Source organism: Mesorhizobium sp. M1252 (assembly GCF_040318265.1).
GTDB lineage: Bacteria > Pseudomonadota > Alphaproteobacteria > Rhizobiales > Rhizobiaceae > Mesorhizobium.
Genome location: NZ_JAMYLX010000011.1, coordinates 43,896 through 56,908 on the forward strand (window position 1 = coordinate 43,896; position 13,013 = coordinate 56,908).

Annotated in this window: 9 protein-coding genes and 1 pseudogene; 6 read left to right on the forward strand and 4 right to left on the reverse strand. The window is 57.9% G+C overall.

All coding sequences use genetic code 11. The features are described from left to right. Positions 1-74 precede the first annotated feature (74 nt). The 4 genes from NKH22_RS21680 to NKH22_RS21695 all read right to left on the reverse strand — a co-directional run bounded on the left by NKH22_RS21680 (position 75) and on the right by NKH22_RS21695 (position 5,327). On the reverse strand, positions 75-917 hold the full coding sequence (locus NKH22_RS21680) for a matrixin family metalloprotease (protein ID WP_031214812.1): 843 nt from the start codon (positions 915-917) through the stop codon (positions 75-77). A 268-nt stretch (positions 918-1,185) separates the two neighbouring features. After that, positions 1,186-2,121, reverse strand: coding sequence for a hypothetical protein (locus tag NKH22_RS21685; protein ID WP_023807855.1), 936 nt, complete (start codon positions 2,119-2,121; stop codon positions 1,186-1,188). Positions 2,122-2,300: 179 nt separating this feature from the next. Continuing rightward, on the reverse strand, positions 2,301-3,218 hold the full coding sequence (locus NKH22_RS21690) for a DUF3616 domain-containing protein (RefSeq protein ID WP_023669242.1): 918 nt from the start codon (positions 3,216-3,218) through the stop codon (positions 2,301-2,303). Positions 3,219-3,254: 36 nt separating this feature from the next. Beyond that, positions 3,255-5,327, reverse strand: coding sequence for an N-acetylmuramoyl-L-alanine amidase (locus NKH22_RS21695; protein ID WP_050588523.1), 2,073 nt, complete (start codon positions 5,325-5,327; stop codon positions 3,255-3,257). 360 nt (positions 5,328-5,687) lie between these two features. Here NKH22_RS21695 and NKH22_RS21700 point away from each other — a divergent pair, with 360 nt between their 5' ends. From NKH22_RS21700 to NKH22_RS31540, 6 genes and pseudogenes are all read left to right on the forward strand, one after another. Beyond that, complete coding sequence (locus NKH22_RS21700) at positions 5,688-7,316, forward strand: AfsR/SARP family transcriptional regulator (protein ID WP_352910876.1); 1,629 nt, start codon at positions 5,688-5,690, stop codon at positions 7,314-7,316. Between the two features lie 230 nt (positions 7,317-7,546). Further along, complete coding sequence (locus NKH22_RS21705) at positions 7,547-8,869, forward strand: DegT/DnrJ/EryC1/StrS family aminotransferase (RefSeq protein WP_023827285.1); 1,323 nt, start codon at positions 7,547-7,549, stop codon at positions 8,867-8,869. Between the two features lie 241 nt (positions 8,870-9,110). Beyond that, complete coding sequence (locus tag NKH22_RS21710; protein ID WP_352544511.1) at positions 9,111-10,460, forward strand: hypothetical protein; 1,350 nt, start codon at positions 9,111-9,113, stop codon at positions 10,458-10,460. A gap of 181 nt (positions 10,461-10,641) precedes the next feature. Further along, positions 10,642-11,673, forward strand: a complete 1,032-nt coding sequence (locus tag NKH22_RS21715) for an exonuclease/endonuclease/phosphatase family protein (protein ID WP_156936421.1) — start codon at positions 10,642-10,644, stop codon at positions 11,671-11,673. A 100-nt stretch (positions 11,674-11,773) separates the two neighbouring features. Continuing rightward, positions 11,774-12,403: a hypothetical protein gene (locus tag NKH22_RS21720; protein ID WP_352910880.1), complete on the forward strand. Its 630-nt coding sequence runs from the start codon at positions 11,774-11,776 to the stop codon at positions 12,401-12,403. 314 nt (positions 12,404-12,717) lie between these two features. Further along, positions 12,718-12,906 (forward strand): annotated as a pseudogene (locus NKH22_RS31540) (ATP-binding protein); the annotation flags it as partial. Positions 12,907-13,013: the final 107 nt, after the last annotated feature.

Below are 13,013 nucleotides of genomic sequence, written 5' to 3' on the forward strand. Positions count from 1 at the left end.
CTGAGTTCAGAATATGGGTGGTTTGCCGACGGTTTGGGTCTGCACTGGCGAAACCCGCTCCGCTGTCGCGAATCTCAAGCCCCGGGCAATGGCGCGACAACGGTCCGCGTTGCCGCAAGCGCGAGCGCGCTTTCGGTGGCCGCGCCGCTCGCATGAAATGGCTTTACAATTCTGATCGGTGTCCCATTGATCTCCGTCAACAGGCCGTTCCACACCATCTGATAAAGGCGCTTGAGATCGAATGTGTCCTGGGAGGTTAGCTTACTGTCGTTGCCGTAATTCATTATGCTGAATTTCTTATGCTCCCCGAAAATCTCGGCAGGCCAGTCGGTTTCGCTGATCAATGCAAAAAAATGTCTCAAGCCAAATATGTGGCCGATCTCATGGATAAGCGTTTCGACCTGTTCTTCCGAAGGCTGTTCGAACATACGCGGATAAAGCGTTAGCTTGTGACGCCCTGCGTCTGGGAAAAACGCACTGGCCAGGACGCACCCATTGTCATCGCAATCGTCCGTCGATCTCATGACGACTTCGAAGTCCCAGGAATCGTCGCGCTTGGCAAATTTGACGGGAGCCGAGTCGCCCCACTTTAAGATGGCTTGGCCGAGCAGTTCTTCTACAGCCGCTTTCGCCGCGGCCTGATTTTCAAACACTGCGAAGGAATTGTCACGGAAACGCCAGCGCAGTGTGGTGCCCTTGGCCCACAGCGGAATAAAGCCCTCGGACGCATCGACCACAATTTCTAGCGGCGTGCGTCCGTGTGGCGTTGTGTGCCCCCTCTTTTCCGTGTCGCAACGCACACCCTCTCTAATAATGTGGGCGTCTTTGACTTGCGCCTTTTTCGTTCTCGTCAGTTTGAACGGATTGGCGTTACCAGCTTGTTTGGACGCCGTAGTCTTCGCGTGTGAACGTGCCATCGACCTATCCTCCAATACGTTCGGTGCATGCGCATTGTTTGCGCTGACGTCAGTTTTACGCATCTTACACATTACGGCAGTTAGAAATTATAATATATGTCATACTTGTTTGTATGATACAACAGTATATTATGATAAAAACAGTATCTATGCGACTCAACACAAGACCTTTGGCAGTTCGATCAAGCTGATCTGTGCTGCCAGAAATAACTTACGTGTGTCGCGGTGACGAGAAACACCTGCCGCTGCAGGCGACCTTCTTGTTTGCCTATCCAGCTTTCACCGAGACGTGTATGTGGGACGAGTCCTCAAAGAAAACCCAGTCGCAACCCGCATCCACCGCCAGGCGAGCTAGCCTGCCGAGCTTTGCACCGTCGACCGGATTGGTCGTGAGGTCGGCGGCCCTGCCTTCGTAATGGAGCGAGGCGTCGGCATGTTCATTGTCCTCATCCCAAGCCTCCGTAACCCGCAGCTTGGCGCCGGGCCATTCCGACGCAACCACATTGGCAAGGGAATCCAGTTTGCTCTTGAGGCGGGGCGTCATCATGCGATCCGCGCCGGTGTTTTCCTCGTCCTTGAATACGATCTTGGCGTTTGTATTCGTGACAAGACCGGCGAATTCGGGATCGGTGCGTGTAATTTTTTTAGTGATCGGACCGCAGGTCACCACTTCCGATGCGTTGGGGACCTTTTGACCCTGCGATAGGTCGCCAGTGGTAAATGTCGCAGGACCGCCGCCTACCCGTCTATCGGATGAAGGCCTGATGCCGAAATATGCGTACGCCGCTGATACTGCCAGGCCAAGCCAGGTGGAGCCGATATCGGAAAGGGTCGAACTGGCCTTTGGGTAGAGCATGACGCCGACAACGAGTGCGGCCAAGCCAGTTGCGATCCATGCCAGAAGGTAGAGCACAACAACGGTATTGGTCGCGTAGACGGCGGCTTTGGATTCCGGCGCGAAGGAACCAACGGTGGGCGCATTTCCTGGTTCGGTAACCGTCAGGTGGGCAATGACCAATGCAGAGACCAAGCCGCCTACGGTGGTGACGACATACTTGAAGCCGTCTCCAAATAATGGAGATGCCGGCTCGCATACCGGCATGGACCGACAATTTTCGACGACCAACGAAATCACATAAAACGTCGAAAACGAAAACAGGCATAGAAGAAGTACTGCGATAACACTGCCGAAGAATGCAGTCATCGGAGAGTTCATACCCTTAGCTCCAGGTTACATCGTAAGTGTTTCTGCGATTGGCGGTGAGACGCTGACGACACACCTGCCGCTTTTCATTTGCTGTCAGCTCACGGTACTCGGCGGCTAGGCCCCGCAGCCGCATCTAGTTGATCGCCTCGATCCGAGTTCGTAGTTCTCGCTGCCGCTCAGAGGGGAACGTCAATGCTGGAGAAGCCGCGCTGATCTGAAGGGGGATCCTCCTCCTCGACTTCCGCACAACGGTCTCCATCGTCACTGATAATCTGGAGCGCGCGTCCGTCCTGGAGCACCATGGCAACTTCCGGATCAAGACCGGAGAGATTCGGTTGTGTCTCCCAAGCCACCGCTTTGTGCTCGGGCTCCCCATCCCACCAGTAGAGCGCGTAATCGACGGCTGCCGCGTCACTGGCCTTGCCAGCAACGATCAAATAGCGATCCCCAACCCGTTCCAGGCTGCGAATGCCGCGCCCATCCAGGTCGAGCATCGCCGTATCGCCGAATTCAGCCAGACTGTCTTTCGCGGCGAGCACCAGGTCGGCGTTCTTCAGCTTCACAACCGCCGCCTTGCCGTCGACGAGATTACGAAACCCGAACAGCAAGCCTCCATCGGGTGCGGCGGCGAGACCCTCGATGTTGATGCGACCGTCGGATGATCCTGAAAGCTTCACCAGCTGCGGCTTCAGATCCTCGCGCAAGACCCCCGTCGGTTCGAGCGTCGTGCCGCCGTTGCCCTGCACAATCCGGGTCGCGAAGATCACCTTTCTCTTTTTGTCGCTACCGCCCGAGCTATTGGACTGGGAGGCAGTCCAATAGACCGTGTCGCCTCTCGCAGTGGCGCCCTCGAGATCAGACTTCTCGTACCCGGTGAATGTCGTAAGATCCACGGAAGCAGAGATGGTGGGTGATCCGCGCTCATAAATCCGGATCACATTCGACTCGTCGCTTGCGACGGCGAACCTTGATGGGCCGATAAACGCTCCGCCGGAGGGCTCGCAAATCCCACTGTATCGCTGCAGGTCGGCCGTCGATCCGGCCGCTGCGGCTCCGCAAAAGAAAACGATAGCGATGCCGACGCTCCTGTTCATAGCTGCCTCCTTGCTGCCGTCTGTCGAACCCGCCGGCTAGACAATCCCGATTTCAATCAAAAGCGCGCAGGCATCGCCGTACCATTTTGCCGCCCGGTCGAGATGATCGCCATAAGTGCGCAGACCCCACGGACTATGCGCGCTGCTGTAAAGTCCGCCGGCGTTGAACGCGGCTGCCACGAAGATCGGATCAATGCCGCTCTTGTCGAGCCGGATCCGTATTTCTGCAGCGCCAAGATCAAGATTGGTCGCAAAGTCATACAGCGGATGACTGTCCGGTTTGGGGTGGGGTTTGGCCGGATACACCGGTGCGACCGCAAAAGGATCGTAGTTGAGGCCGAACGCCGTGCCTTTCGAGCGGATGACCCAGCGCGCCGTCGTGCCGAGCGATTGCACGGGGCCCGCCGAATAGTCCCCAAGCGTCGGCGGATTGACGTCATCGTTCTCGACATGCGCCTCCCAGCGAAATGTCTTCGGGCCTGTGAACTTGTCGGCTTTGTAGATGTGCGTCTCGGTCGCCACCGTCATCAAGAGCAGCGCCGGCGGTATGCCGTGTTTGGCGCTCGCGGCAAGCAGCTCCGAGCCCATGTATTGCATGATCTTCCTTATCGTATCGAGACTTTGCTCCGAACGCTGTTGCTCGACGGTGCCGTTCTCGCGGGTGGCAAGGCCACGCGCGTCGTACCGCCATTCCCTTGTTCCGTTGCCGAAAGGATGCCAATCCTTCTCATCCATTGGCGGGACGGCCGTCGGCGCGAAAGCAATCGAGGGCGCGCTGACAGTCTGCATGCGGTCCGATCTTGCAACATTGAGGGCAGTCGTGGCGTGATCGGCATCGAGCCGCACGGCAGATACAGCGAGGTCAAGAAGAAGCTGGCTTGGATTGCGCAGCCGGCTCGGGCGGGGGTTGGCCTTCGGCCAGGAATAGTTTTTGGTCGTGCCGCTCGAATAAGTTTCAAAATGCAGCATGTTCAATCGGCCGACAGTGCCGATCCGCTGCCCGGCGTTCACCCGGTCGCCGACGCTCAGGCCGAGCGATGCGAGCGAGTTGGGCGAGACTTCGCCGTAGTTGACCACATATCCATCGTGCTGCACCAGGAGCGCGTTGGTGTTTTCATAGAAGGGGTAGAAATTTGCGATTCTGCCGTCTTCAACGGCGACGATCGCGTCTCCTTCGGAACAATAGAGATCGATCGCGCAGTGATAGCGGGCGCCGCCGCTTCGATCGGCAAGGAAGCGACGTGAGGCGTTGGCACCCGAAGCGCCTCCGCCGACCAGTCGCGTGTTGACTTCCAAGGCGCGCGGATGGCGCGTCACAACAGGCCAATAGACTGTGCTTGCTGTGGACGCGGCGAACGCAATCGGGTCCCCAGTCGGGATCGGCAGGGCCTGCTCGGCAGCGGTGCCGGCGTCGGCATGCGCTGCAAAGTGATGATCGATGGACCTGAGCGCGTCGTCCATGGCCTCTGGAGCTAGCTTGCTCGCGGCTCCCGCCTTTGCCGCTGCGACAAAGGTGACGTCGGGCATTGCGCGCCTGCGCGATCCCCTGCTGTAGAAGGCGACGCGGTCGAGGAACGTTTGCCAGCCATCTGGCCGCCCGCGCAGGACGCTGGGGCAGTTTTTGCCGGTCCAGTCATGATGCTGGCGCAGGCCCTCGGGCACGGTGATGCCGAGCTGCATGCCCAGAAACACGCAAAGCCGTGCCGCCCGGTCGTATGCGGCTGCTTCATTCATGCCGCGATGCATGCAGATCTCGATGCCAATGCTGGATGCATTGGCGGCAGCATGGGCGTGCCAGCCCATCTCGTTGACCGGGAGATGCTGGTAGATCTCGTTGTCGTCCACCGTGAAGTGCCACGATACCTTGCGCGCGACTGCGTCGCTGCCGCGAATGTATCGATTGTGCGCGTCGGCATCGGCGCCCGGACCGGGGTTGTCGGTGTTGTGAATGGTAATAGTGGTCGGCCGTATCCGTGTGCCAGGCCGCGTCGGGAAACCCGGTGGCAAGAGGTCGACAATGATGCCCAGCGGATCGGCGGATGCCGCGCTGGTTGCCCGGTGCGAGCCGGTATTCGATCTGACCTTTGTTTTCGGTGCCTGGGTATCCAACGCATCCTCCTTCGATGGGCAATTCAATCGTTCGAACGATCTCACCAAATCGGCTTTGCAAAATTGTTCGTTCGAGATGCTCGCAATCCTAGATCAGGAAAAAAATCGCGGGCGTGAAAACACCGTGAAATACATCGATGCGAGCTTAAGGGGTGAATGGAGCCGCTATTGTGCGTGTGTCAGCTCACGCTTACCCAGCAACTCTTGCCGAACGGACTTCGCTCCCTTCAGCAGCAGGATTTTGCTTTTCCCCACGAGGATCAGCAAGGACGCATGAACATTTGCTTCTTCTAAAGGATAGCGGGACGCAGAAAATTGCAGTAAGTAAATATGGGCACAGAATACTTCTGCAGGGCGGACATGCTAAAGCTAAATGCTCTCGGCAGGCTTACCCTCACCGATGAGGGGGGGCGTGATTTCGCGCCACAAGGTAGCAAGGCGCGCGGCGCGATTGCTCTTTTGGCCGTCGCGCCTGGTCACACCCGCACGCGGGCATGGCTGCAGCAGCGCCTGTGGAGCGACCGGGCCGCGGAACAAGCGGCAGGCAGTTTGCGGGCGGCCCTTAGTGAGATACGCCGCGCGTTGGGGCCGCACGGCCAACTGCTGGTGGCCTCGCGCCATGCCGTGACTCTAGACCCAGCGAGCTTCAAGGTCGTGTATGAAGCGTCTGCCGACATGAGGCGGGCAGGCACGGTCGAGGCCTTTGAAGACGTCGACGTGCACGACCATGAATTCGAACATGTTATCCGCGACGTGCGCAGCCATGTCCTCGAGAGATGGATGCAGCAGCGTAGGGCAGCGCCGCGCCGAAGACGCATCGTGCTGGTGCGTAGCGATGCACGAGGAGCGCCAGCGGCCGATGTCGGCGCACGATTGTTGCAGAATCGGATTCTGAGCGCATTGCGGCAGATGGACGATTTGGAGATCATGAGTGCGGACGGGGACGGCGGCGCGGATGATCTCGATGCACCCGCAGGCCAACCGCAGGCGATGCTCTTGATCCGGGTGCTTTCCGTTGCGGTTGGTGGTGACGTTTTCCTGTCCTGCGAAATTCAGAATGGAAGACGGCTGTGGTCCGACAATGCAAGCGTACCTGGCGCCATCGGCGCGATGCACGAGTCGGTCGACTTGGACAGGCTTGCGCTCAACACAGTCGAACGGGTTTGCGAAGCTTTTGCCGAATCGGCATCGATTGATGGAGCGGATGCTTGCGCATCTGTCCTGGCGCACCAGGCGCGGAACCTGTTTTTTCGTCTTGACAAGAAAAGCCTCGTTGCTGCTGACAGCCTGTTCAAGCGCGCCTTTGAGATAGAGCCGCGCGGCCGGTACCTGGTGTGGCGGGGCTTCTTGCGCAATGCCGCATTCTTTCAACATCGAACGATGTCATTCCTGGACAACGTTGCGCCGGTCACCGAGCTCGCTGCGGAGGCGCTCCGCCACTCGCCCGACGATGCCGTTGTCCAGACAATCAGTTCGCAGATTGAATATATTCACCAAGGCAATCTGCGGACCCCGCTCGTGATGGCGCAGCGCGGCGTCGAGCGCGATCCGACGGACCCGTTGGGATGGGCGCTGCTCTCCAACGCCCTGAGCACAAACGGCAAGTTGGAAGAAGGATTCCAGACAGCCCGGCGTGCTCTGGAACTTACAAAGCACAGTCCCTATCAGTTCTATTTCGAGCATTTCGCTTGCATGGCCGCAACCGCTCTGGCTGACTACGATCAGGCGCTGCTGCACGCCAGAACGGCGCTTCGCTTCCGCCCGGATTTTGTCTCGACACGGCGTTATGAGGTGGCCTTGCAGCTGCGCCGCGTTGAAGTGCCCCAGCTTCGCCAAGCTGTTAAGGCTCTGCGAGAGCAGGAGCCCGACTTTGCTCCAGCGGCGCTGCTTGATCCGGCCTATCCGGTCAACACGCTGCGGCGGCTGCCGATCATGGCAGCAATAGAAAAGAAGGCTGCGGGCCGGGCCGATGACTGGCTGGAAGCGTAGCTGGCCCATCCGCTAGCGACGCGGTCTGGCGTCCTACCGCCGTTGCGTGAAATCGTCGTGAATTCGTCCCCGACGGCCTGAAGAGCCCCAGCGCCCACTATCCTTTTTTTCCTGAAGCGCATTTACTCGAAGAAAGCTTCAATCGCGTTCAGCTAGGAGGCCTTGTTGCCTGGGTGGACAAACAAACTGCCCGAACGTCGCGATCGCCTCGGGCGTGAAGAAATCGACGCATGTCGCGCACGACAACCCGCGACCAGAAAGGACAGCCTGTGACCGCACCTGAGCGACGCAGATTTGACAGTGCCGAGCGGCAACTGCTTGACGCCGCGTTGGCAGGGCAGGAACTATGGCCCTATACCAGCAGCGGCGATCCAAAGCGGAATTTCTGGAACGAGGCCCGTGAGGCTTTGGAAAACTACTATAGCGACACGAGCGGCGAGCGTCTCCGCGCCGTCCCGGCGGGATCTGGCACCGCCGCCATCCACGTCGCGCTTGGCGGCCTCCAAATTCCCGCCGGAACGGAGGTTATCGTTCCACCAATCACCGACATGGGAACTGTCATGCCGGTGATCTTTCAGAACGCGATTCCCGTGTTCGCCGATCTTGATCCGAATACCGGATTGCTGACGGCCGAAACGATCGCGCGCGTCGCTACCAGTCGCACTTCGGCGGTCATTGTCGTGCACCTGGGGGGCTCGCCTGCAGATATGGATCCGATTCTTGATTTCTGTCGGCAACACAATATCAAAGTGATCGAAGATGCTGCGCAGGCTCAGGGGGCCAGCTATAAAGGACGTCCCGCGGGAACGCGAGGCGATGCTGGCTGCTTCAGCCTCAACTCCCAAAAACACATCACGTGTGGCGAGGGCGGCTTTGTCCTCGTAAGGAGCGAGGATGATTTCCTGCGGTGCCTCAACTTCTCCGACAAGCACCGCAACCGGACCGGCGTCACGGATCCCAATAGCGAGCACTACATATACAACGGGTCAGGTGTGAATTACCGGATGAGCGACCTGGAGTTCGCCATGCTCCTGGCGCAGCTTCCCAAATTGGCTAAAGTAGCGGCTCGCTTTACAGCCGTTGGCCAACGGCTTGATGAGAGGCTGTCAAAGATCCCCGGTGTGCGGCCGCAGCAACACCACGGCAAAGCGATCTCCAGCTATTTCTTTCAAATGTTTCGCTTGGAGCCGGATCTTGTAGCGCGCCGGGAAGATGTGCTGAAGGCAATGCGCGCCGCTGCGACTTCGGTCGGCATGGGCGTCGGTAAATCCTACGGCGATGAGACCCTTTATCGGACTGGGGTGTTCAGGAACCGAAACTTTTTCGACACTTTCGGACAACCCAACAACGAAACTCCAATCTGGCCGGCCGAGCTGGTTGCCCGACAAATCTTTCCGGATATCCCCGAGACTGTCTTTGACTATAAGCAGACACACTGCCCGGAAGCTGAAAGGTGGATCGAAAGCTCGTTGCAGATAGTGTTCCACGACGGCCATGAACCACATCACGCCGACATCGTTGCTGATGCAATTGAGACCGTACTGTCTATCTAACACGGATCGCCCAGAAAATGGACAGTGGGACGGGGTATCGTCGAAGGCGAGAGCGATCCCCTGAGGTAGAACACCGTCGCCCGAAGCAACGGGTTGCCAGACCTTATGCCTGACGACACTGAGGGACCTTGCGGTATTAAAATAACGATCACTGCAGGTATAACATAATCTGGCAGACCGGTGACTACACCAATGGGGGACGCGGATGCGTGTCTGTGCAAATGCTATAACGCTGATTTGGATGTTGCTCGGCATCTTTGCTATTGCGCCTCGGCCGGCTCACGCCGCCTGCGACGTTGCGGAGAACGCCTCGCTCGATACGGCGGCGAGTATCCTCTTCAAGTGCTCAAGCACTATGGCTCTTTCTGGTCTGCCTGCCGGGGAGAAGGAGTTCGTTGCCAATTTTTCCTTTCCGAAGACCCTCCCAGCCGTGGAGACTCCATGGCGTGGGATCGACTTTCGAGTACAGCCTGAGCGTTACCTTCGCACTCTTCTTGCCTATGGGCTGAAGGATAATGTCTCTATTGACTGGAGGATCGAGAAAGGATCGCAAAGTTGGTGCCACGCGCCGTGGTTTCAGGATATTCGCGAGCGCATTCACGGTATGACCCGCGAGCGAGGATCGCGCCTCTTCGAACTCTCGGAGCATCAACGCTCTCGCGCCGAAAACTGGGCAATTGGGTTCTACAACGGGGTTGGATGCTATGGGCTCGGTCAGGTTTGGGGGGACCCCGCGCGACCGAAGACCAAGGCCATGGTGTTCCCGCCCAACACATTTGCAATCAAGCTGCTCTTCACCACCGCGCCGGTTTCGCGGGTGCCATATCTAACCGGGTCGAAAATATGGAACGCCGCCATTGGCGAAGGCGGCTCCGTGCAGGAAATGCGCCTTTTGCAGGTGGATGTTGCGGTGAAGGATCCAGCGGCTGGCGCCCTGACAGGTTGGGTTTTTGGCACGTTCATGTACGACGCCTATGCACCTGGTGACGATGTCTGGTCAAAGCTCGTTCCCGTGGGACTGATGTGGGGAAACGACCCTGAACTGACTGCCAAGAAGTATCAGGAAGATGGAGGCACCGTGCAGGAGAGCTGGGTCAATCCCACGGTAGCTGCCCGGTTTTTCTCGCTGCCTCGGCACCATCTTGGACTGTTTGGGCGCCTCAATGGACCCGTCGACAACTTCAAGTCTGCATGCCTTGCCTGCCATGCGCGTGCCCTCGATTGGGGTCGGGGAATTCCGCCTGAAGGCCCTGTTTTTGATGAAATGAATGGCCTTTTGCCGTTCACCATCAATCCTTACGATGAACAGGCGCTGAGACATTATTTCAAGAATCGCGCACCCACAGAACCATTCGTCGCCGAGACCCAGTCGCTCGACTATTCACTCCAGCTTGCGGGTGGCATTTTCAATTTTCGCCGTTGGGTGGATCTAAAGTTTTCATCCCAGGCCGCGGAAACGCGCGATGTTGCCCCTTACATTTTTGAAGCAGAAAAGAGCGGCAACGCCGAAGCAGCACTGTCCAGGATACTGCCGCCGACACAAGACAGGTCCCACGTGGGTCCTTCGCCGTTTTCCCGCGACGAACCATGAAGAACGCTTACCCAACTTGCCGGTGTGAGGTCTCCCACCGCAGGGTGAGCACCTAGTGGAGGAACGACGTTGATGCGTGCAATTGTGACTTTCGCTTGGCTTTGTGCGTGGACGGGCTGTTGTCTTTGCACAGTCGACCACAATTGTATCCTGGAACATAGGTCGTGGGTTGGAGGAGTCCATGCTTGGCCGGCAAGCTGACTTCGCGGGCCTGGATGCTGAATTGTCACCCGATGTGGTCGTAATGGTCGAGGTGATCGGGCGAACTGGCGCCGAAATCGTTGCCAATCACTTAGGGTGGTCAAACTATCACGTGGCGGTATCCGACCTATCGGTTCCAAATACAGCAGCCCACGAGGGCCTGGAGGTCGCGGTTATCTCCAAGATTCCGATGATCCGCGTCACAGAGTACGATGTGAAACTCGACGGGCGGACGCATGAGGTCTTTGGAAGCTTCGGCGGACTGCAAGTGGCGGAAGAACTTCTAACTTCGAGCGGTCTTTCGCAGGTCCAGCCAACAGGAGGCAACGACCGCGGTACCCTGCGCGTGGATCTGGCGAACGGCCTTACGATCTTTCCTGTGCATCTGAAGAGCAATATCAACAATGCATGCTCCGACGCGACGGACGCAAACCGGGCATTGGAAAATATGGCCATCGATGTTCCAGCCAAGCTCATCACAGCGATAGCACAAGGCTTTGCCCGTCAAGTAGATGCCGATAAACGCAACGCGGCCGAGCGAGAACGCGTGATCGCCGCGGTGAAGGTCGTCGCCGACAAAGCGACCGCAGAAGGCCGCACAACGATCATCGCCGGCGACTTCAATACGAGTCTTGAACAGGGCAAAGCAGGGTCCGCTTTCGCGGACTGCAATCTCCAGCCGTTTGAATGCAAGAAAGCGCCCTTTCCCGCCGCAGCCTGCGTCGCCGGCGACGGGTTCGACGATACTTTCGCAATCCTGACGACACCCCTCATCGGTGCAAGCGCGTTTGCGTTGCTTACACAGGGGCTGGGTCGCACTTACAAGGACACCGCTTTTGCCGACGCTGCAATCGATCACATGGCTGTGCCGGCTGGCGATCAAGCCGATTTCAAAGCGCCGACGCTTGGTTGCAACGCCGGCGTCGACCTGGCGCAGACCGATTGGGCGGCGAAAGCTTGTCAGTTGCACGGGTCCGATCACTTCGCAGTCGTGACCACCTACGACCCATAAACGGTTTTGGCGGATCCTGAGCAATCACTCATCGAAAAGGCGCGCAGCCACCCGCCAAAACGCAGCGTGTTGCACCTGCTAACTTAAAGGAGAGGGAACCGTGACACTTCAAGCTGCAGATTTCTCAGAAGACCGCTGCATGGCATGCCGGCTCAAAATCGAACACGGCGCCGAAAAGTGTCCTCACTGTGGCACATCTCAAAAGAAGAGCTGGTGGGGCAATCTTGGGAACGCGTCAACGGTCTTGGCTATAATCACCGGTTTGGCGTCAATCGCCACATTTCTGGTCGTCGGACTTCCGGCACTAACCAAACAAGTGACGGAAAATCGTGCCATTGTGGCTGCCAGCTTTGTGGGCGGAGGGTCCAGCCCGGGGGAGGCCGGGTATGTTGAAATCTTGTTCGTGAACTACGGGCTCAGGTCGGCGATCGTTTTCAAGCGGTACCCGTGTTATTCCTATACCGAAGATGACAAGCAGGTAGTGGACAGCTCGGGTCAATCATATCCAGAGATATTTATTACGACCGCAGACAATACGACCGTCGACGGCCAATCCACGAAGATCATCCGCTTTGACTCCCAGGGCGGGCTTCCTCTCCCGGAAGGCTCCCAGCAGAATGTCAAAATCACCTATCAGCTCTGCGATTTACAAATCGTCGACATATCCGATGTCACAAAACCGGGCGCAGAGCCACGCATTCAACGCTTGCAAGTGAAGGTGCCGGTATAATGTCAGTGCTGATTTCGCAGACGTTGCGCAAGAATATGCTGACGAGGAAGGACGTCCCGGTGTTGCCGAGATATTCAGCTGCTGCCCGTCGTTCTGCAGGCGGCTCATTTCTCACCTAAGTGTCAGTGCCTCGACGCGCAAGAGCGCACGGTCTGGAGTGTCGGGTTTGCTCTGAGACGTCGAGAAGGATCAGCGCTAAGATATGCCAAGCATCATCACAAGCGGGTTCGCTTCTTCTCGACGGTCGAGCTGGTCAATGCGCTGGAACAGCAGAAGGCACAGGGACGATCGGGCCAGATCGCCAATAGCCCAGCGAGTGGGCCAGTGTCTTCGGCGATGCCAAGATGACAACCGCGCTACTCGACGGGCTGACCCATCATTGCCACATCCGCGAAACCGGAAACGACAGCTTCCGATTCAAAAACAGCTCTGCCCACGAGCCTAAAAAAGCGAAGGAGAAAGCCAGAACCTTGACCCTCAATCCCGAACCGAAACATACATGAAAGGCGGGTCAAATCTCGGTGGAAACGCCGGGTCAGTTCTCAGTGAAAATCAACACCATAGTCATACGGAGGCAGGCACCGAAGCGCCCCCGACCATCGAAAGACTG

What these genes read in the sequence shown, in the direction of transcription:
- NKH22_RS21680 (WP_031214812.1), bottom strand. Translation starts at nt 917, where the DNA reads ATGGCACGTTCACACGCGAAGACTACGGCGTCCAAACAAGCTGGTAAC.
- NKH22_RS21685 (WP_023807855.1), bottom strand. Translation starts at nt 2,121, where the DNA reads ATGACTGCATTCTTCGGCAGTGTTATCGCAGTACTTCTTCTATGCCTG.
- NKH22_RS21690 (WP_023669242.1), bottom strand. Translation starts at nt 3,218, where the DNA reads ATGAACAGGAGCGTCGGCATCGCTATCGTTTTCTTTTGCGGAGCCGCA.
- NKH22_RS21700 (WP_352910876.1), top strand. Translation starts at nt 5,688, where the DNA reads ATGCTAAAGCTAAATGCTCTCGGCAGGCTTACCCTCACCGATGAGGGG.
- NKH22_RS21705 (WP_023827285.1), top strand. Translation starts at nt 7,547, where the DNA reads ATGTCGCGCACGACAACCCGCGACCAGAAAGGACAGCCTGTGACCGCA.
- NKH22_RS21710 (WP_352544511.1), top strand. Translation starts at nt 9,111, where the DNA reads ATGTTGCTCGGCATCTTTGCTATTGCGCCTCGGCCGGCTCACGCCGCC.
- NKH22_RS21715 (WP_156936421.1), top strand. Translation starts at nt 10,642, where the DNA reads ATGCTTGGCCGGCAAGCTGACTTCGCGGGCCTGGATGCTGAATTGTCA.